The 18,035-nt window shown below is 72.1% G+C and carries 21 protein-coding genes; 12 read left to right on the top strand and 9 right to left on the bottom strand.

Annotation, left to right across the window (positions count from 1 at the left end):
* Positions 1-126 precede the first annotated feature (126 nt).
* Complete coding sequence (locus ABEA10_RS17775) at positions 127-1,341, top strand: citrate/2-methylcitrate synthase (protein ID WP_345464953.1); 1,215 nt, start codon at positions 127-129, stop codon at positions 1,339-1,341.
* A gap of 143 nt (positions 1,342-1,484) precedes the next feature.
* Here the strand turns inward: ABEA10_RS17775 and ABEA10_RS17770 are convergent, their stop codons facing one another.
* Both ABEA10_RS17770 and ABEA10_RS17765 read right to left on the bottom strand, forming a co-directional pair.
* On the bottom strand, positions 1,485-2,264 hold the full coding sequence (locus ABEA10_RS17770; protein ID WP_345464951.1) for an SDR family NAD(P)-dependent oxidoreductase: 780 nt from the start codon (positions 2,262-2,264) through the stop codon (positions 1,485-1,487).
* Positions 2,261-3,145, bottom strand: coding sequence for an NAD(P)-dependent oxidoreductase (locus tag ABEA10_RS17765; protein WP_345464949.1), 885 nt, complete (start codon positions 3,143-3,145; stop codon positions 2,261-2,263). The genes ABEA10_RS17770 and ABEA10_RS17765 overlap by 4 nt, the downstream gene beginning before the upstream one ends.
* 102 nt (positions 3,146-3,247) lie before the next feature.
* On the opposite strand from ABEA10_RS17765, the gene ABEA10_RS17760 reads away from it, so the two are divergent.
* The 3 genes from ABEA10_RS17760 (at position 3,248) to ABEA10_RS17750 (ending at position 4,934) form a co-directional block, all read left to right on the top strand.
* Complete coding sequence (locus ABEA10_RS17760) at positions 3,248-4,087, top strand: helix-turn-helix domain-containing protein (protein ID WP_345464947.1); 840 nt, start codon at positions 3,248-3,250, stop codon at positions 4,085-4,087.
* A 147-nt stretch (positions 4,088-4,234) separates the two neighbouring features.
* Positions 4,235-4,576 carry a hypothetical protein gene (locus ABEA10_RS17755; RefSeq protein ID WP_345464945.1) on the top strand — a complete coding sequence of 114 codons (342 nt, stop codon included), beginning with the start codon at positions 4,235-4,237 and terminating at the stop codon, positions 4,574-4,576.
* A gap of 40 nt (positions 4,577-4,616) precedes the next feature.
* Positions 4,617-4,934 (top strand): DUF3817 domain-containing protein, encoded by a 318-nt coding sequence (locus ABEA10_RS17750; protein WP_329239379.1) that lies wholly within the window; start codon positions 4,617-4,619, stop codon positions 4,932-4,934.
* A gap of 38 nt (positions 4,935-4,972) precedes the next feature.
* Here ABEA10_RS17750 and ABEA10_RS17745 read toward each other — a convergent pair whose 3' ends face one another.
* The 3 genes from ABEA10_RS17745 to ABEA10_RS17735 form a co-directional block, all read right to left on the bottom strand.
* Positions 4,973-5,599, bottom strand: a complete 627-nt coding sequence (locus ABEA10_RS17745) for a GyrI-like domain-containing protein (RefSeq protein ID WP_345464941.1) — start codon at positions 5,597-5,599, stop codon at positions 4,973-4,975.
* Positions 5,580-6,170, bottom strand: a complete 591-nt coding sequence (locus ABEA10_RS17740) for a PadR family transcriptional regulator (RefSeq protein WP_345464939.1) — start codon at positions 6,168-6,170, stop codon at positions 5,580-5,582. Before ABEA10_RS17740 ends, ABEA10_RS17745 begins: the two co-directional genes overlap by 20 nt.
* A gap of 788 nt (positions 6,171-6,958) precedes the next feature.
* A complete protein-coding gene (locus ABEA10_RS17735; protein WP_345464937.1) occupies positions 6,959-7,417 on the bottom strand; it encodes a rhodanese-like domain-containing protein in 459 nt (152 codons plus the stop codon).
* Between the two features lie 71 nt (positions 7,418-7,488).
* On the opposite strand from ABEA10_RS17735, the gene ftrA reads away from it, so the two are divergent.
* Entirely contained in the window at positions 7,489-8,460 is a 972-nt protein-coding gene (gene ftrA / locus ABEA10_RS17730; RefSeq protein ID WP_345464935.1) for a transcriptional regulator FtrA, read from the top strand.
* Positions 8,461-8,554: 94 nt separating this feature from the next.
* Here the strand turns inward: ftrA and ABEA10_RS17725 are convergent, their stop codons facing one another.
* Positions 8,555-9,337, bottom strand: coding sequence for a class I SAM-dependent methyltransferase (locus ABEA10_RS17725; protein WP_345464933.1), 783 nt, complete (start codon positions 9,335-9,337; stop codon positions 8,555-8,557).
* 36 nt (positions 9,338-9,373) lie between these two features.
* Between ABEA10_RS17725 and ABEA10_RS17720 the strand changes: the two genes are divergently transcribed.
* Positions 9,374-10,306: a phosphotransferase family protein gene (locus tag ABEA10_RS17720; protein WP_345464931.1), complete on the top strand. Its 933-nt coding sequence runs from the start codon at positions 9,374-9,376 to the stop codon at positions 10,304-10,306.
* 107 nt (positions 10,307-10,413) lie between these two features.
* Positions 10,414-11,358, top strand: coding sequence for a phosphotransferase family protein (locus ABEA10_RS17715; protein ID WP_345464929.1), 945 nt, complete (start codon positions 10,414-10,416; stop codon positions 11,356-11,358).
* Here ABEA10_RS17715 and ABEA10_RS17710 read toward each other — a convergent pair.
* Positions 11,349-11,876, bottom strand: coding sequence for a hemerythrin domain-containing protein (locus tag ABEA10_RS17710; RefSeq protein ID WP_345464927.1), 528 nt, complete (start codon positions 11,874-11,876; stop codon positions 11,349-11,351). The genes ABEA10_RS17715 and ABEA10_RS17710 overlap by 10 nt on opposite strands.
* Positions 11,877-12,257: 381 nt before the next feature.
* Entirely contained in the window at positions 12,258-12,776 is a 519-nt protein-coding gene (locus tag ABEA10_RS17705) for a hypothetical protein (RefSeq protein ID WP_345464925.1), read from the bottom strand.
* A gap of 349 nt (positions 12,777-13,125) precedes the next feature.
* Here ABEA10_RS17705 and ABEA10_RS17700 point away from each other — a divergent pair, with 349 nt between their 5' ends.
* The 5 genes from ABEA10_RS17700 (at position 13,126) to ABEA10_RS17680 (ending at position 17,000) form a co-directional block, all read left to right on the top strand.
* Positions 13,126-13,950 carry an SEL1-like repeat protein gene (locus tag ABEA10_RS17700; RefSeq protein ID WP_345464923.1) on the top strand — a complete coding sequence of 275 codons (825 nt, stop codon included), beginning with the start codon at positions 13,126-13,128 and terminating at the stop codon, positions 13,948-13,950.
* A gap of 317 nt (positions 13,951-14,267) precedes the next feature.
* A complete protein-coding gene (locus ABEA10_RS17695; protein WP_345464921.1) occupies positions 14,268-14,891 on the top strand; it encodes a TetR/AcrR family transcriptional regulator in 624 nt (207 codons plus the stop codon).
* Positions 14,892-14,977: 86 nt separating this feature from the next.
* Positions 14,978-15,844 carry an alpha/beta fold hydrolase gene (locus ABEA10_RS17690; protein ID WP_345464920.1) on the top strand — a complete coding sequence of 289 codons (867 nt, stop codon included), beginning with the start codon at positions 14,978-14,980 and terminating at the stop codon, positions 15,842-15,844.
* Between the two features lie 97 nt (positions 15,845-15,941).
* Positions 15,942-16,727: a CDP-alcohol phosphatidyltransferase family protein gene (locus ABEA10_RS17685; protein ID WP_345464918.1), complete on the top strand. Its 786-nt coding sequence runs from the start codon at positions 15,942-15,944 to the stop codon at positions 16,725-16,727.
* Between the two features lie 69 nt (positions 16,728-16,796).
* Positions 16,797-17,000: a hypothetical protein gene (locus ABEA10_RS17680; RefSeq protein ID WP_345464916.1), complete on the top strand. Its 204-nt coding sequence runs from the start codon at positions 16,797-16,799 to the stop codon at positions 16,998-17,000.
* A gap of 17 nt (positions 17,001-17,017) precedes the next feature.
* Here the strand turns inward: ABEA10_RS17680 and ABEA10_RS17675 are convergent, their stop codons facing one another.
* Positions 17,018-18,007, bottom strand: a complete 990-nt coding sequence (locus tag ABEA10_RS17675) for an NAD-dependent epimerase/dehydratase family protein (RefSeq protein ID WP_345464914.1) — start codon at positions 18,005-18,007, stop codon at positions 17,018-17,020.
* Positions 18,008-18,035 lie beyond the last annotated feature (28 nt).

The following is an 18,035-nucleotide window of genomic DNA, read 5'->3' as shown; positions in this document are numbered from 1 at the left end:
CAACACGGGCGCGTCCGCGGCTCGCGGATTTCCGACATCACCGTCCGGCCGGAGCGCGGAGTTGCGACGCCCTTCGCAGGGAGCGGAGAATGCGCGTCAACATTGACGGAAATCAACGGAGGCCGGGTGGCGGAGACGGGCGGGTGGATCGACGCGGCGAGCGCGGCGGACCGGCTCGGCGTCAAGCCCGCCACGCTGTACGCCTACGTGAGCCGCGGGATCCTGCGCCGCGCCCGCACGCCGGACGGCCGGCGGAGCCTGTTCGACCCGGCCGAGGTCGAGGAGCTCGCCCGGCGGGGCCGTCCCCGGCGCGGCGGACATGAGCTGGTCATCGAGTCGCGGCTGACCGTCCTGGGCGACGACCGGCCCTACTACCGCGGACGCGACGCCCTCCGCCTGGCCGCGACGCACCGGTTCGAGGACGTCGCGCACTGGCTGTGGACCGGCGAGGAGCCGGCCGCGACGACGCCGTGGCGGGCGCACCCGGACGCGGTGACCGCCGCCCGCGCGGCCCAGTCGGGGCTGGCGGCCGGCACGCTGCCGCTCGAGCGCCTCCAGGTGATCACCGTGGCACTCGCGACCGCCGACCCGCTGCGTCTCAACCTCGACCCGGCGGCCGTGACCGCCGCCGGCCGCAACCTCATCGCGGGCATGGTCGACGCGCTCCCGGGCGAGAACGACCCGGCCGCGACCGCGATCCCCGAACGCCTGTGGGCCCGCCTCACCGCCGTGGAGCCGCGCCCGGAGGCGGTCGGCGCCCTGCGGTCGGCGCTCGTGCTGCTGGCCGATCACGAACTGGCCGCATCGACCGTGGCCGTGCGGGTCGCCGCGTCGGTGCGCGCCGACCCGTACGCCGCCGTCGGCGCGGGCCTCGGCGTGCTCGGCGGGACGCTCCACGGCGGCGCGTCGCTCGGCGCGGAGGCGCTGTTCGCCGAGATTGGCAGGCCCGACCGCGCGGGCCGTGTCATCGGCGAACGCCTCCGGCGCGGCGACCGTGTCCCGGGCTTCGGCGGCCGGCTGTACGCGGGCGGCGACGCCCGCGCGACGTGCCTGCTCGACATCGTCCGGGCCACCGCCCCGGACCGCGACCGCCTGCGGGTGGTCGAGGCGGTCCTCGCCGAGGCACGCGCCCGGCGGCTGCCCGATCCGGCACTCGACGTCGCGCTCGCCGCCCTCGCGTACGTCACCGGGATGATCCAGGGCGCGGGCGAGGCGGTGTTCGCCGTCGCCCGAACGGCCGGCTGGCTGGCCCACGCGCTGGAGGAGTACGCCCATGACGCGCCACTGCGTCCGCGCGCCGTCTACTCCGGCCCGCCGCCGGAGCGGCCAGGCTCCCGTTAGGGCGTCTCGCCTGCGGGGACCTTCCGCCGGCCGCGGAGGGGTACTTCCTCCGTCGCGACGATCGGCTTCCTCGCCGAGGCGCTCGGCACCCGCTGACAGCCGGACGGAGAACGGTGGCCCGGCGGCGGCCACGTCGGTTCGGTTCAGACGGCGCGGTAGCGCGTGGCGAGTTCCGGGCTCTGTGCGCCGAAGGCGGCGAGGTCGGCCTGGAAGACCGCGTCCAGCAGGCCGGCATCCTCGACACCCGGGGCGCAGACGGTCTCGCCCAGCTCCAGGCCGCGCAGGCTGGCGGTCACGACATCGTCGGCCGCCATGCGGGGCACCACGCTCATGTCGATGCCCTGGCGCTCGTGGAACTCGGTGGCCACCACACCAGGGCACACGACCTGGACCCGGACTCCCGTGCCCTCGAGTTCCGCGCTCAGGAGCTGGGACAGCGCGACGAGGTAGGCCAGGCTTCCGCCGTAGACGGCACGACGGGGCATCTGCGAGTGCGGCGCGGGGCCGCTGAAGGCGATCATGCCGGCGACGTTGATGATCGTGCCCTCCCCGCGCTCCCGCATACCCGCGACGGCGGCGCGGGTGAGCATCGTGGGCGCGAGGACCTTGACGCCGACGAGTTCGCCGGCCTTGTCGGCGGGGAGCTCGGCGAGCGGCATGTAGTGGGCGACGCCGGCGTTGTTCACCAGCATGGTCAGCGGCTCGGTCGCGCAGATCCGGGCCACCTCGTCGATTCCGTCGCTCGTGGACAGATCGGCGGAGACGGTTCGTACCCTGACCTCCGGGTGCGCGCCGGCGAACTCGTCCAGTCGCTCCTTCCGCCGGCCCACCAGCACCAGGTCGTAGCCGTCCGCGGCCAGGCGTCCGGCGAAAGCCCTGCCGATGCCGGAGGTGGCACCGGTGACGAGTGCGAGCCTGCTCATTGTTGTTCCTTTCCGTTGCCGGCCGTCGCGGCCGGGTCTCCTGGGTTCAGCGAGTGCAGCAGCCGGGACAGCCCGTGTGCGCCCGCCATGCCGCGTTCGGTCACCGCGCGGGGGTCGACATCGGCCTCGCGCATCGCGGTGTCGAACAGTTCCATGTCCAGCGCCTCGACACTGGACAGGTGCGCGACGTTGTCGAGGGTGACCATCGTGTTCAGCAGGGTCAGGGCGGCGCTGGAGGCGCTGCCCAGCTTCAGCACGCCGACCAGCCGCGCCGGGTCCATGCCCCGTTCGATGGCCAGATCGACGATCTCGGCGATGTTGGCCTGGTTCATCATCAGCAGTGCGTTGTTGAACAGCTTCGCGGTCTGCCCGGCACCCGCGCCGCCGAGATGGACGACGTGGCGGGAGAACGACGAGAACACGGGCTCGCAGCGCTCCGCGGCCGTCCGCGGTCCCCCGACCATGGTGGTCAGCCGCCGTTCCTCTGCGGCCGGCCGTCCTCCGCTGACCGGTGCGTCCAGGACCTCGACCCCGGCCGGCGCGCAGATCTCGGTCAGCCGCACCGCGTTGGCGGGAAGGCCGGTGCCGTGGTTCACCACGACCGCACCGGGACGCAGGGCGTCCAACAGCCCGCCCGTGACCAACTGCAGAACGTCTTCGTCGGTGCTGACGCACAACCCGACGATGTCGCACGACGCGGCCAGATCCCGGATGCCGTCGTGGCGGACGTGTGACACGCCGCGCAGGCCGTCCAGAGAGGTGGGCCGCCTCGCCCAGGCGTGCAGGGGGAATCCCGCCTCGGCGATGGCCGTCGCCATGGGCAGGCCCTGGTCGCCCAGGCCGATGAAACCGACGGGCGGCCGTTCGCGACCGATGTTCATGCCTCAAGGCTGTGACGGCTCGGGGCGACCAGCCAGACGCCTGGTCTTCCTAGGAATGCCGGTACCAGGCGGTGCGGAAACCGTGCGGACATACTGGAAGTCATGGGGACGACGGAATTCGGGCAGGCCGTGCACCGGTGGCGCGACCGGGTCTCGCCGGAGGCCGCGGGACTGTCCGCCGGCGGCCAACGACGCGTCCCGGGGCTGCGCCGCGAGGAGCTCGCCCAGCTGGCGGGCATTTCGGCCGACTACGTCACCCGCCTCGAACAGGGCCGCGCGACCAACCCGTCGGCGCAGGTCATCGAAGCGCTGGCCAGGGCCCTGCGCCTGTCGGCCGCCGAGCGCGCACACCTGTTCCGGCTGGGCGGACTCCAGCCGCCCCGCCCAGAGTGCGTGCCCTCCCATCTCACCCCCAGCGTGCAGCGCCTGCTGGACCGGCTGACCGGCACTCCTGTCGCGGTGTTCGACGCGGCTTGGACACTGCTCGTGGCCAACCCGCCCTACGCCGCCCTCATGGGTGATCCGGCGGGCTGGAACGGCCACGAGCGCAACGGGGTGTGGCGCAACTTCCTCGGCCTGAACGACCGGGCGCGGCTCACCCCGGAGTCACGGCACGCCCTGCAGGCCGCGCTGGTCGCCGACCTTCGTGCGGTCACCGCGCGCTACCCGGCCGACCAGCGGCTCAAGCGGCTGGTCGCGGATCTGCGTGCGCACAGCGACAGGTTCACGGAGCTGTGGGAGACCGGTGTCACCGGTCACCACGAGGCGGCCCGCAAGACGATCGACCACCCTCGTGTCGGCGCGGTGACACTCGACTGTGACGTGCTCAGCGTGGCGGGCAGCGATCTGCGAATCATGGTCTACACCGCGGAACCCGGCACCGAGGATGCCGAGCGCCTTGAACTGCTCACCGTCCTGGGCACCCAGTCACTCGTCGGTTAGGCCTTGTCTCGGTAGTCCCCGTCAGATCCGTCTCCGGCCCGCACTTCCACCGCGCCCCGCCCCCCGGGCGGGACCCGCGGCCACGGTCTTGTCGCTTGCGGCGGGGGTCCGGCACGGTTCCGCGACGACGCGGGTACGCTCACGTATGTGCGACGGTTCTTCACTCCCGGCTGGCTGGGGCTCCACCTGATCGCCATTGTGCTGATCGGGATCTTCATGCTGGCCGGCTGGTGGCAGCTGACGCGTGCCCAGGACGGCAACCTGCAGAGCTGGGCCTACGTCATCGAGTGGCCGATGTTCGCGATCTTCGTGATCGCGATGTGGGTCCGGATGGTGCGCGACGAGTTGCGCGGCAAGACCGACGGCCCGGGCACCGTGGTGCCCGAGCGCGCCGCGCCGCGAGTGGAGATCGACGACGAGGACGACGAGGAGCTGGCGGCCTACAACCGCCGTCTCGCCCGGCTGAACGACGAGAGCGCGCGCCACTGACGGCGCGGGCCTCACGGAAGGACATCCCGTGCAAGGAGCGGTGACCCGTTACCGCATCATGGCGTACGTGACCGGCACGCTGCTGATCGTGCTGTGCTTCGTGGCGGTCCCGCTGAAGATCTTCGCGCACAACGGTGTCCTGTCCAACGCGGTCGGTGTGCCCCACGGCGTGATCTGCTACCCGCTGTACCTGCTGGCCACCTTCGACCTCTACCGCCGGGCGCGCTGGCCGCTGGGGAGGGTCGTGCTGATCGTGCTCGCGGGCGTGATCCCGTTTCTGGCCTTCTACGTCGAACGCCGGGTCGTGAACGAACTGCGCACCCGCCCGGAGCCGGCCACGAACGTCGGCGCCGCCTGACGCCTTCGCGCCGCACGGAGCCCGGCGGTGCCGCCGCGTCAGTTCGCCGTGCGCACGGGTTGCCGGAGGACGGTCTTGAACCTGGCGGGCTCGGTCCGGCGGTGGTCACCGAGGTAGATCTCGTGGTGGTGCCCGGACATGCGCAGGCCGTTCGCGGCGAGGTACTCATGGTGGAGCCTGGCGAGTGCGGGACCTTCGTCGTCGTAGGGGCCGACGTGCAGGAGCTGGGCGCTCGTGCCCTCCTCCAGCCTCTCGCGGCGGACCTCGGCGATCGCGGGAAGGTTCTTCTTGGTCAGCGCGGCGTCTTTGGACTCGTCGATGAGGTCGTCGGTGATCCAGCCGGGCTGGCTGATGAGCATGCGCCAGTGCCAGGCGTCCTTATCGCGGGTGATGAACACCTCCGGGCGGTCTGACCACCACAGCCCTTCGAGCGGCCCGACGACGAAGTCCCGGCCGAGGACGTTCTTGCTGGCGAACTTGATCGTGTAGGCGACGGCGTAGAGCGCCTCGACCGCGCGGGCGTAGTCGGCGCTGGTGTTGGGGTCGCCGTGACCGTCGATGGCGAGGAACCGCTGCGCGGGCACCTCGACCAGCGCCCAGTCGGTGTTCCTCGGCGCGTAGCACTGCTTGAGCTCTCGTTTGACGTCATAGCGGGCCGTGGTCATCCGCACTCCTGGAGGGGGGCTCGGTGGGAGGCCGGTCGCCGGGTTCGGCCGCACGGTAGGCGGCCAGCCACTGCTGTTCGGCGGCCAGCCGGCTCAGCGAAAAGTCGAAGATGGCGCGGACGAAATCGGGCATGCCGGGTTGGGCATCGCGGGCCGCGCCGATGGCGGCGATCCTCTCCGCCAGGGCCGCCGCCCGCCGGTCGAGCGCGGCCCGCAGGCGCTCGGGCGGAATGACCGGCTGGTTGGCCAGACCGACCAGGAGGGGCGGGAACACGGGCCGAAGCTCGGCCACCGCGGCCTCGGCCGCCCGCGCGCACGCCCGGCGCCCCTCGGCCGTCGGCCCGTAGATCCGTCGGGCCTTTCCCCGGGCGCCTCGCGTCGTGTCGATCTCGGTGATCAGCCCACGGTCGCGGAGCCGGGTCAGAAGGTAGTAGATCGAGCTGAAGCCGATCTCGGTCCACTCCCGCATGCCGCGGGCGCTGATGACCTCGTCGAGCTCGTAGCCGTGCCGCGGCTTCTCGACGAGCAGGCCGAGCAAGGTCAGCTCGGCGGACGTCAGGTCGGCATCCACGGCTTTATCCTAGTACTAGGATAAAGCCTCCCTGACCGAGGGCGCCGACCCGCGGCGGCGTATGGTCCGTCGCGGGCCGGCGCGGTCTCTTCCACCCCGGTCAGCGGGCGCCCGGGTGCCTCCGGTCGGTGAACGCCCGGCCCCCGAGCCGGCGGGCGTCCGATCGCCGGCGATCAGCGGGCGTCCGGCCCTCGGCGGGCGTCCGTTACCCCCGGTCGGTGAGCGTTCGGCGCCCGAGTCGGCGGGTGTCCGGTTACCCGCGGTCGCCGGGCGTCCGGCCCCCGTGTCGGCGGGCGTCCGGCCATCGAGTCAGCGGGCGTCTGACTCCCACGTCGGCGAGTGTCCGGACCCCCGGCGGGCGTCCGGTCCCCGGGTCGGCGGCGGGTCGCCGGGGGATCGGTGTCGCCGGTCGGGGGGGGCGCCGGGCCGGCGGCATCGGGGACCGCCGACCCGGCCGTGGCGGCCCGGTGCCGTGGGGGCGTACGGCGCCGGCGCCGAGAGGACAGGAAAGGGCGGATGGCGCGGGGTGCCGCCGGAAAACGGATGGGGGGAATCATCCGCCGGCGTCGTTTCGCCGTCACGACCCTCATCGGCCCTCCTTGAATCGCACACGATGACTCGGGCGGACCCGCCCAGGACTCATCACATGGTGTTGCGATCTCGTTACTGTGAGTACCCGTGGTCGATGAGGGCGTAAACCCAGGTCAAGCAAGAAATGCGATCGGGCCTTCCTCCGAGTAAAAGATCATCTGGCACGGTCAACGGCCGGTAGGGGATCATCGGCGGTGTCAGCAGCCGCAGGCCGCCGCCGAGACGGGTGCGGTGAGCGGGTCGGCGGGCTCGACGACCCGGCCGGCCGGAGTCCGTACCGCGAAGCCCTCGCGTACCCAGTACTCATAACCGCCGGTCATCTCCTTGACCCGGTAGCCGAGGCGCGCGAACGCCAGCGCGGCACGGGTCGCGCCGTTGCAGCCCGGGCCCCAGCAGTAGGTGACGACCGTGGCGTCACGCGGCACGACGGCGGACGCCCGTTCGGCGACCTCGCCGGAGGGCAGGTGCACGGCGCCGGGCAGGTGGCCCTGCTCCCAGGACTCGGTGCTGCGGGAGTCGACCACGACCAGGCCGGGCACCCCGGCCTCCAGGTCGGCGTGCACGTCGGAGACGTCGGTCTCGAACGCCAGGCGAGCGGCGAAGTGGGCGGCGGCCTCGGCGGGATCCGCGGGTGCGGTGGACAGAACAGTGGACATGCCGACGATGCTCGCGGTCCCGGCCTCCCGCCGCCAGTGGCGCTGACGCCGTTCACCGCTAAGATCCCGCCATGCTCAGTCCGCCACGTCGCCGGCGCACCGTCGCGGTGCTCGCCTACGACGGCATGTCGCCGTTCGAGACCGGCATCGTGACCGAGGTGTTCGGCCTGCCGAGACCCGAGCTGGACGTCCCCTGGTACGACCTGACGGTGTGCGCGGAGCGGCCCGGCCCGCTGCGCGTCATCGGGGGAGCGACCCTGGACACCCGGCACGGCCTGGACGTGCTCGCCTCCGCCGAGACGGTGATCGTGCCCGGCGTCAGCGACGTACGCGCCGGGTCCTCACCCGCGCTGGTCGCGGCGCTGCGCCGGGCGCACGCACGAGGCGCCCGCGTCGTCTCGATCTGCTCCGGGGCGTTCGCGCTGGCCGCCGCGGGCCTGCTGGACGGCCGGCGGGCGACCACCCACTGGCAGTACGCGGACCTGCTGCGCCGCCGCTTCCCCCGCGTACGGGTCGATCCCGACGTCCTCTACATCGACGGCGGCGACGTGCTGACCAGCGCCGGCAGTGCGGCCGGCCTGGACCTGTGCCTGCACCTGGTGCGCCTGGACCACGGCCCGAGCATCGCCAACGCCGTGGCGCGGCGGCTGGTCGTCCCGCCGCACCGGGAGGGCGGGCAGGCCCAGTTCATCGAGGCGCCCGTGCCGCACGACCTCGACGACGACCGGATCACCGGCACCATGGCCTGGGCCCTGACGGACCTCCGGCGGGAGATCACGGTGGAGACCCTGGCACGCCGCGCGCACATGTCCCCGCGCACGTACCTGCGCCACTTCGCCCGCTGTACGGGGACCAGCCCGATCCGCTGGCTGATCCACCAGCGGATCCAGGCGAGCCTGCCGCTCCTCGAACGGACCTCGGCGCCGATCGAGGAGATCGCCCGTACGGTCGGCTTCACCAGCCCGGTGACGTACCGGTCCCACTTCACCCGGGCGATGCGCACCTCACCGTCGGCCTACCGGCGCGCCTTCGCCGGCGCGTAGGCCCGACTCAGAGCATGCCGGCGTTCGCGGACCGGAGCGGGCAGCCCCGGCGGGTCATCGGCCCGGCGAACGGCGGGCGGTCACCGCACTGGGGTCACACGCGACGGCCGACGGTGAGCACGGTCGACCAGTGCCGGGTGAGCCGCCCGTCCGGGCGGGCGGCGAGGCGGCGGCGGACCTCGGCGTAGAGGTGGTCGCGCCGCTCCGGTGCCATCGCGATGTGACCGGAGAACGTGTCGAGCAAGGCGAGGTACTCCTCGGCCGTGTAACGCCGGGCCCAGACGTGCCGCCGCGTGCCCACGACCTCGAACCGTCCGGACGCCGCGAGGTCCGCGGCGTGCGGGTCCGGCAGGTCCTCGGGCCGCGGCGGCGGCCACACGTCGTCGCCGCCCTCGCCGAGCGCGTCGTACACCTTCTGGATCTCGGCGAAGAAGGGGTCGAAACCCTCGGGGAACGCGTGCCCGGCGTCCCACACGGCCAGCCGCCCGCCCGGTCGCAGCAGCGCCGCCGCCTTCGCGTACCGGACGCGCGGATCGACCCACTTCCACGCCGTGGCCGCGTACACGAGGTCGTACGGTGTGTCCGGGGGCTCCCACTCCTCGAACGACGACCTGACCACCTCGACGTGCGGGAACCCGGCGAGACGGCGCCGGGCCTCCGCCGCGAGGGCCGTGCCGAGCTCGACGGCGGTGATGCGGAACCCCCGGCGGGCGAGCGGCAGCGTCGCCTTGCCCGGCCCGCATCCCACTTCGAGCAGGCGCGCGGGCGGCACGACGCCCGTCAGGGCGAGCAGGTCGTCGTACAGCGCGTCCGGATAGTCCGGGCGGGCCCGCTGGTACAGCGATGCCGCCCGGTCGAACGTCTCGCGCAACTCCACGCCTCCACACTCTCACACGAGTGGTTGACTGGGCCGATGCGATCGGAGGAGACGGAGGCGATCGCCGAGGCGCTCGGCGGCGCCGTGTCGGCCACATCCACCCTGGCGGGAGGCTTCTCTCACGAGACGTGCCTGGTCACGTACGCCGGGGGCCGGGTCGTGGCCCGGCTCGGCGGCCCCGACCCGGGCGTGGAGGCGGCGGTGATGGCGACCGCACGCCGCCACGTGCCCGTCCCGGAGGTCCTGGCCGTCCTTCCCGCGACGGAGCGCACCCGGCCCGTCATGCTCGTGGAGTACGTGCCGGGCGAGCTGCTCGCCCGGGTGCTCGCCACGGGCGACGGCGCGCGGACGCGCGAACTCGGCGCGGAGGTCGGGCGGGTCGTCGCCGGCATCGCCGCGGTGCGCTTCGAACGCCGGGGCTTCTTCACCGACGCGTCGCTGACCGCCGGCCCGGAGCGCCCGTGGTCCGAGCAGCTTCCCGCGTTCGCGGGCAAGTGCATGGCCGGCACCTCCGAGAGCCGGCTGGACGAGGCCACGCGGCGTGCCTGGGCGGCCCTGTGCGAGGCCCACGCCCCGGCACTCGCCGCCGTCGACGACCACGCGCGGCTCGTGCACGCCGACGTCAACCCCAAGAACATCCTGGTCGCCCGTACCCGCGCGGGCTGGCGTGTCGAGGCAGTCCTGGACTGGGAGTTCGCCTACTCCGGCTGCCCGTACGGCGACGCCGCCAACATGGCGCGCTTCGGGCACGACTACCCGGCGGCCTTCCTCGACGGCTTCCGCGCCGGATTCGCCGGCCACCGCCCCGCCGGCCTGCCACTGCAGGAGGACTGGGGCTACCTGGGGCGCGTGCTGGACATGTTCGCGCTCAGCGACCTCGTCACCCGCCCTCCCGGGCATTCCGTCGCCGACCAGGCGGCCGAGCGGATCCGCCAGTGGGTCGCCGAGGGAGTGCCCCGCTCGCTCTGAACGTCGCGCCGCCGGGCGGGTGCCGTCGCGATACGCCGACATGGGTCTTCGCCGGCGTGAGGAAAATCCAGTCGATCGGCGCCAGGACCGCTCCTACAGTGTTCCGCGTGTCCGACGGAGCGCTCACCCTGCACCAGGCCCGCGAGATCCTGAGCCTGGTCTCGCCCGGAGCCGCCGTCACCGAGGTGATCGCTCGTACGGGTGGCGAGCTGAGCACGGTGTACGAGATCCGGTGCGCGGGGCCGCCGGACGCGGTGATCGTGAAGATCTACGCAGAGCAGTGGCGCTGGAAGCTCGCCAAAGAAGTGCATGTCTACGGCGTCCTCGCCGACCAGGGCGTCCGGCCGGCGCCGACGATTTTGCACGCCGAGTACGGTACGGATCTCGTCGGCTCGCCCTTCGCCGTCATGACGAGGCTCAGCGGCCGGCCGTTGTCGGAGGCCATCGACGAGTTCGACACCGACCAGGTCCGCGGCGTCTACCGCCAGATGGGCGCGGTGCTGTCGGCGATTCACCGCGTCGAACAGGACGCCTACGGCTACCTCACCACCCGCCTGCGGCACCCCGAGCCGGACAACACCGCGTACATGAACCGCCAGTTCGCCAAGAAGCTACGGGAGTTCGCCGAACACGGCGGCGATCCCGCGCTCCACGACAGGATCGAGGAACACGTCGCGCACCAGGCCGAGTTGTTCGCGGCGTCCGTGGGACCGAGGCTGTGTCACAACGACTTCTACGAGGGAAACGTCCTGGTCGCCCCCGAGGCGGACGACTGGGCGCTGACCGGGTTCATCGACGTGGAGAACGCCGTTGCCGCGGATCCACTGCTGGACCTGGCCAAGACGCAGTACTACTCGGTCCACGACGACGAGGCGAAACTGTCCGGCCTGCTGGACGGGTACGGGCCATTGCCCGACGACTGGGTCGACCGTGTGCGCCTCTATCGCCTCTACCACGCTCTCGAACTGTGGGACTGGTTCGCCTTGATCGGCAACGTCTCTCCGCTGCCCGGCATCGCCGACGACCTCCGGACGCTGACCGCTCACCGCTGAGCGTCTCCTCGGACGGCCTCCGGCACTTCTCCGAACAGCTCCTCACCCGCTCTCGCCGGCCTGAGTGCGTCGAAGGCGTCCACGAGTCTTCTCTCCTCCCACCGGAAGTGGGATTCGAGAATGGCGGTCAGCCCGTCGAGCTCCCGTCGCGCCGGTTCGGCGTTGTCCGGTGACAGGGTCGTGAGGAGCCGTTGCAGCCTGCGGAGGATGTCGGCGACCAGCACATGATCCTGCCGCAGTTCTTCCAGCACCGGGTTGAGCTCGGGGAACTGCTCGGCGAGGGCCGGGAACCCGGTGGTGTCCTCGCTCGTGTGATGGCGGGTCAGGGTCTCGCAGAAGGCCGTGCAGTGCGCCCGAAGCGGGACCGGGGGCTGCGGGGTGCCGCGTCCGGCGTAGGCGGCGATCTCCTCGCGGAGCCGCGCCAGTTCGGCGCGGAGCCACTGGTGCATCTCGATCAGCTGCCGGCCCAGGGCCCGTGCCCGGTCGGGGGAGACCGGGCCCTGCTCATCGCCGGTCATCGCGTGAACTCCGCGACGATCGGCTGGTCGATCGGGTGCACGTACGGCTCGGACGAGGGCAGGCCGGATTCGGCAGGTGAAGCAGGCATGAATCAACTTTCGATCAAGGAGAACAGACGGCGCCGGCCGGAACAGCCGGGCGAGCGGTGATGAGGCGTCTGGGCGCGGGCCGGTGCGGCCCGGCGTCACTCAGCAGGAAAGAAGAGGTGGACGCATGGCGGTCTCCTTGATCACGGTGCCTCCATGCCGACGCCGTCCACCTGGCGCCCCGACACGCGACACGACGTATGACCTACCACGGCATTGCGACGGTGGTCAACGCCGCCGGGAGGTCCTCGTCGCCATCGCCCGTACGCGCGCCGCAGACGCTCCGCGGCGGTCTCAGTCGTCGGCGGCGACGATCAGAGCCAAGCTGCCGGTAGTGCGGTCGATCACGACCAGCTCGTAGAACTCACCGTGCACGCCGCCCCAGTCGTGCAGCGCGCCTTCGCCCAGGTCCTTGAGGCGGTATCGGCTTGTGGCGCCCCGCACCAGCGCGTGGACGTCCCGCTCCAAGGCCACCTTCAACGCCCGGGGCAACTCGCCGTACTGGCCGGCCCACAGGTCCAAGGTGTACGCCGCGGTCGTCTCATCGACCGGCTCGTACGCGTCGGCGGAGATGCGGTCCAGCCAGTAAGGGCCGTGCCGAGTCCCCACCGGGTCGACCCCGCCCCCTGCGTAGTCGTCCCGGAAGTGATCGTGTCTGATCAGGGCATCCAGGATGTGCGAATCGCTTCGCGCCGGCCGGGGCAGGCGGAATCGCTTGAGATCGACCCAGCGGAACGCGTGCCCCGGCGAACACCGGAAGAAGTCCCGGAAGTTGATGAAGACCTGGTCTTGATGGTCGAGGTCGTGTTCCACGGTCCCAACGGTAAGAGCCGGTGACGAGAGAATCCCCCAGCGTTCGAGCTCAATGTCCCGACCTGGGCTTCTTGGCGTCTGAGCGGGTGGCGGGAATCGAACCCGCCCGCCCTCTGCCCGTGAGGGGATCGGCGGTGAATCGTTCAGGGCCCGTCACTGATACGCGAGAGCGGAAGGTGATCGATGACAGCGGAGCACCCGCCCAGTGCCAACCTGGAGCCGTGTTGGGGCGTCCTCACTTGCGAGCGCCGGCGATGCGGCGCGAGAGCCCGTTTGGAGGGGTTCTCATGAGACGACGGGTCGTTCTCTGGTCATTGCTCACGGTGGCGATCGTCGGGGGCCGTTGGTGATGGCCGGTTTCTGGATAGCGGCGATGATGATCCTCACGGTGATCTTCGTGATCGTCCCGCTGGGGCCCGTCTTCCGGTTCGTCGCCGGTAGTTCGTTCAAGCGGCCGGGTCGGCGTCTGGCCGCGGCTCGCGGGGACGTCGACGCGATGCGTGCCCTGGGTTTCGATCTCCTCATTGCGGATCGGTTGGACAAGGCTGAGCCGTGGCTTCGCCGTGCCGCCGAGCTCGGGGACATCACGGCGATGGTCTATCTCGGTGGTCTGCTCGATGAGCAAGGAGAGGGTCAGGAGGCGGAACATTGGCTCCGGCTGTCCGCCCAGGCCGGGAACACCACCGCGATGTACGGGCTCGGGTTTCGGCTCGCCAAGGAGGCGCGGGCCGAGGAGGCCGAGCCCTGGCTTCGGCGCGCGGCCGAGAGCGGCGAAACCTTCTCGATCAGCACCCTCGGTGTCGTTCTCCTCGCACTGGACCGAGGCAAGGAGGCCGAGCAGTGGTTTCGCCGTGCCGCCCGGACCGACGACCCTGACCTCATCCCCGCCCTCGCACACGAGTTGCATGAGTCGGGTCATGCCGCGCAGGCCGAGGAACGTCTCCGCCGCGAGGCCGAGGACGGCGATGTCGAGGCCATGGCCGTCCTCGGCGCACTGCTGGCGCAGTGGGACCGCGGGCCGGAGGCCGAGTCGTGGCTTCGCCGCGCCGTTGAGGCGGGCCATACGGCGGCGACCTTCGACTTGGCCGTCCTCCTCGATGAGTCGGGCCGGCCAGAGGAGGCCCAAGAGTGGTATCGCCATTTCGCCGAGAGCAGCGACCAGGCGATGCCGTGACCGTGACCGGACAACGCACCAGTTGACCGTCACCCGGCGATCGCGTCGGAATGACCTTGGACGACCAATGACCTGATGCGGAGGATGGGCGCCCAGGGCCTCGACGTACTTCTCAAAGCGCAGCGAGACGACGGCGTTGAGGGGCCGGCGGAAGTGCTGGTGCCGGTGGCCTCGTTGCACGTTGGCTGCACGACGGGGCGCCATGGTGCCTAGAAACGATCAAGGCCCGGGTCGGGACAACCTTCCGACCTGGGCCTTTGTGATGCGAGCGGGTGACGGGAGTCGAACCCGCACTACCAGCTTGGGAAGCTGGGGGCATGAACACCTCTGCGCATGACGGCTCACGTGCGGGGTACCGGCGGTCGGCGGGGTCGCCGCGCGGCGAGGCGAGGCGGCGGGAACTGCTCGACCGGGTCACCGACGATCTGGCGGCGAACGGGCTCGTGGACTTCTCGCTCCGGCGTGCCGCGCGTGCGGCCGGCACCACGCACAAGGTGCTGCTCTACCACTTCGACGGGGCCGAGGACCTGCTCCGGCAGGCGGTCTTCAAGCTGCGCGAACGCCGCATCGGCAACGCGCTGCCCGCGATCGCCGCGCGGGGCGGCACGCTGGCGGAGGGCGTACGCGCCATCTGGCCGATCCTGATGGAGGAGGAGTCGGGGCTGCGGCGGGTGCTCGACCAGGCGATGGGCCTGGCGATGTACGACCCGGCGCGGTACGCCGAGCTGGGCCGGGAGGCCTCGGGGCAGTATCTGCCGGTGCTGCGGTCCCTGTGCCCGGACGGCTGGACCGAGGAGCGCAGAGCCCAGGTCGCCCAGATGATCCTCGCGACCCTGCGGGGCTTCCTGCTCGAACGACTGATCGGCGAGGACGACGCGGGGGTCGCCGCGGGCTTCGAGGCCCTGGTCCGGACGCTGGAACGCGAGGAGGCCGCCGTCTAGCCGTACCCACCGTGGAGCATGTGCGAACCACATGGTTCACTTGGAAATGTGAACCGCACGGTTCATTTCCTGAGCGGAGGTCCGCCATGCCGGGACACGGAGCGAAAGAGAGCCGCGGCGCGAGAGAGGTCACGCTGTCCGGCGGCGTCATCGAGTACGAGGACACCGGTGACGGCCCGGTGCTCGTCCTGTTGCACGGCCTGATGATGGACGCCTCGCTGTGGGACGGCCCGGTCGCCGACCTGTCCGCCGACCATCGGTGCGTGGTGCCGACGCTGCCCCTGGGCGCCCATCGCCGGGCGATGGACCCCGGGGCCGACCTGTCGCTCCCGGGCGTGGCGAAGCTGGTGGCGGAGTTCCTCGACCGCCTCGACCTGCGCGATGTCACCCTGGTCGGCAACGACACGGGCGGCGCGCTCGTCCAGCTCCTCATCGGCGAGGACCGGGCGCGCGTGGCCGGGGCGGTGCTGGTCTCGTGTGACGCCTTCGACAACTTCCCGCCGGGACTCACCGGCCGCACGCTGGTGCGTTCGGGCCGGCTGTCGCCGTGGCTGTTCGGCCTGTTCATGCAGCAGATGCGGCTCCGTCCCGTACGGCGCCTGCCACTGGCGTTCGGCCACCTGACGAGGCGAGGCGACGCGGCCACCGCGCGATGGATGCGCCCGGTGTTGACCCGGCCGGAGATCCGCCGCGACACCGTACGCGTCCTGCGCGCCGCCGCGGCCGACCCGGACATCCTGCTGGCCGCCGCGGAACGCCTGCCGAGGTTCGACCGCCCGGCCCTGGTGGTGTGGGCGACCGAGGACCGCGTGATGCCCCTGGACCACGGCCGCCGCCTGGCCGCCCTCCTGCCGCAGGCCCACCTGGCCGAGGTCGGCGACAGCGACACGCTCATCCCCCTGGACCGCCCGGAGAGACTCGCCGAACTCATCCGCGCCTTCACCCGGCGGTGAACCCCGTCCATCCGACCGCCACATGCCCTCCCGCGCAGTGATCTCGGTCGTGGCGCACCACGGGTGGCGGCGGCCGCGAAGCCCCTATCCTGACCGGATGCTCGAAACGCCCCGCGCGGCCACCGTTCCAACACTCGCCGAACTGCGCGAGGTCTGCCAGCCGGGCGCGAAGCTGCGGAGCCGCAACGGCGAACACTGGGCGGGCCGCCTGTACATGCGGCGGATCTCGTTGCGCCTCACCCGCCGCCTCGTCCGCACCCGGGTGACGCCGGACGCCCTGACGTGGTCGATGGTGGTGTGCGGCGTGGCCTCGGGCCCGGCCCTGCTCGTTCCCGGACCGGCGGGGGCCGTAGCGGCGGCGCTGCTGTTCCAGCTCTTCCTGCTGTTCGACTGCGTGGACGGCGAGGTCGCCCGGTGGCGGGGGCAGAACAGCGCGACGGGTATCTACCTCGACCGGCTCGGCGCGTACCTGGCCGACGCCGCGCTCATGGTGGGAGCGGGCTTCCGGGCGGCCCGCGGCGCGTCGGCGGCATGGGTGTCCGTCGGGCTGGCTGCGGCGCTCGGCATCGTGCTGCTGAAGGCCTCGACCGACCTTGTCGACGTCGCGCGTGCCCGCCGGGGCCTGGCGCCGGCCGGCGACGAAGCGGCACGGCCTCGGGCGGCGGGTCTCGCCTCGGTCCGGCGGCTGGCCTCGGCGGTGAAGCTCCACCGCATCACCAACGGCATCGAGGCGTCCCTCGTCCTCCTGTGCGCCGCGGTCGCCGATGCGGCGGCCGGAGGTCTGGGACCGACCCGGCTGGCCGTCATGGCCATCGCGGGCGTCACCTGGGCGATGGTCGTCGCTCACGTCGCGTCGATCCTCTCGTCCTCGCGCCTGCGCTGACCGGCGTACACGACGGGAAGGAGACGCGAGCACAGTGCGCCTGGTCACTCCCCCGACGAAGGAGGGCTCATGAGCGCGGATCTCGTCATCCGGAGTGCGCGGCCCGGCGACGCCGCGGCGGCCGAACGCCCGGCCGGCGACCTCGGCTGCGTACGGATGGAGGTCACCGGCGGGCGGCACCGCGATGGGTCCCACCCCTTCTACCGGCACCTCGGTTACGAGGACTCAGGCGACCGCGGCGTCCGCTACCTCAAAGACCTTCCCCCGTCCTGAAGGCTCGCGTCGCCGGCTCACCGGGTGCTGATCTTCGCCAGGACGCGCCGCTCCTTGTCCGGGTCGAGTCCGAGCCGGTGCTGCGGCTCCGGGTCTCCCTCCGTCTGGAGCCAGGTCCACGTGTCGGCGACCGTCTCCGGCATCGGCCGGAAGGTGAGGCCGGTGCCGACGGCGGCGGACACGTCCGAGTCGTGCATGCCCCCGTACTCCTCGTCCTGCGGCAGCCAGATCGGCAGTTCGATCCAGGGGCTGATGCCCGCCTCCTCGATCGCCTCGGGGGAGACCCAGACGAGTTCCGCGTCCGCGCCGGTCACCCGTACGGCGGTCTCCAGCAGTTCGCGCATCGTGCAGTACCCGGTCGGGCTGACGGCGTTGAAGGCGCCGGAGATCCGGCGGTCCGCGGCCGACAGCATCCAGCGGGCCAGGTCGCGTGCGTCGATGTACTGGAGGGGGCGTTCGGGCTCGGGCGCCAGGACGGGCCCGCCGCGCTCGATCCGGCGCAGCCACCACGGCATGCGGCCGACGTTCTCGTACGGGCCCAGGATGAGTCCGGCGCGGGCGAGCAGCGCCCGGTCGCCGAACGTCTCCAGCGCGGCGAGCTCGCCGCCGCGCTTGGCGGCGGCGTAGTCCTCGTCGTTTTCCGCGCCGGGGTCGGCGTCGACCACCGGGGCGTTCTCGTCGGCGCCGCGCGGGATCGGCCACCGGTAGACCGACCGGCTGGAGACGTACCCGTAGTGACCGGTCCGGCCGGCGAGCGACTCGCACGCGTCGCGCACCATCCGCGGCGGTCCGCTCCAGGTGTCGATCACCGCGTCCCACTCCCGGTCCGCGACCGCCCGGCGCAGGGCGTCACGGTCGGTCCGGTCGGCGATGAGCGCCTCCACCCCGGGTGCGGGCGCCCGGCTCAGTCCCCGGTTGACGGTGGTGACCTCATCGCCCCGCGCCAGCGCCGCCTCGACGACGGCGCGTCCGACGTGGTGTGTTCCTCCCAGTACGAGCAGTCTCATGTCGGCCATCCTGGCGATCCGGACGGAC

Origin of the sequence: Actinoallomurus oryzae (assembly GCF_039541955.1) — a bacterium.
GTDB classification, from domain to species: Bacteria; Actinomycetota; Actinomycetes; order Streptosporangiales; family Streptosporangiaceae; genus Actinoallomurus; species Actinoallomurus oryzae.
The sequence above is the reverse complement of the archived record's forward strand: the minus strand, read 5'-3'. Positions and strand labels throughout refer to the sequence as shown.

Coding starts and splice junctions, on each gene's coding strand:
- ABEA10_RS17770 (WP_345464951.1), bottom strand. CDS start 2,264: ATGAGCAGGCTCGCACTCGTCACCGGTGCCACCTCCGGCATCGGCAGG.
- ABEA10_RS17765 (WP_345464949.1), bottom strand. CDS start 3,145: ATGAACATCGGTCGCGAACGGCCGCCCGTCGGTTTCATCGGCCTGGGC.
- ABEA10_RS17760 (WP_345464947.1), top strand. CDS start 3,248: ATGGGGACGACGGAATTCGGGCAGGCCGTGCACCGGTGGCGCGACCGG.
- ABEA10_RS17745 (WP_345464941.1), bottom strand. CDS start 5,599: ATGACCACGGCCCGCTATGACGTCAAACGAGAGCTCAAGCAGTGCTAC.
- ABEA10_RS17735 (WP_345464937.1), bottom strand. CDS start 7,417: ATGTCCACTGTTCTGTCCACCGCACCCGCGGATCCCGCCGAGGCCGCC.
- ftrA (WP_345464935.1), top strand. CDS start 7,489: ATGCTCAGTCCGCCACGTCGCCGGCGCACCGTCGCGGTGCTCGCCTAC.
- ABEA10_RS17720 (WP_345464931.1), top strand. CDS start 9,374: ATGCGATCGGAGGAGACGGAGGCGATCGCCGAGGCGCTCGGCGGCGCC.
- ABEA10_RS17710 (WP_345464927.1), bottom strand. CDS start 11,876: ATGACCGGCGATGAGCAGGGCCCGGTCTCCCCCGACCGGGCACGGGCC.
- ABEA10_RS17700 (WP_345464923.1), top strand. CDS start 13,126: ATGGCCGGTTTCTGGATAGCGGCGATGATGATCCTCACGGTGATCTTC.
- ABEA10_RS17695 (WP_345464921.1), top strand. CDS start 14,268: ATGAACACCTCTGCGCATGACGGCTCACGTGCGGGGTACCGGCGGTCG.
- ABEA10_RS17690 (WP_345464920.1), top strand. CDS start 14,978: ATGCCGGGACACGGAGCGAAAGAGAGCCGCGGCGCGAGAGAGGTCACG.
- ABEA10_RS17685 (WP_345464918.1), top strand. CDS start 15,942: ATGCTCGAAACGCCCCGCGCGGCCACCGTTCCAACACTCGCCGAACTG.
- ABEA10_RS17680 (WP_345464916.1), top strand. CDS start 16,797: ATGAGCGCGGATCTCGTCATCCGGAGTGCGCGGCCCGGCGACGCCGCG.
- ABEA10_RS17675 (WP_345464914.1), bottom strand. CDS start 18,007: ATGAGACTGCTCGTACTGGGAGGAACACACCACGTCGGACGCGCCGTC.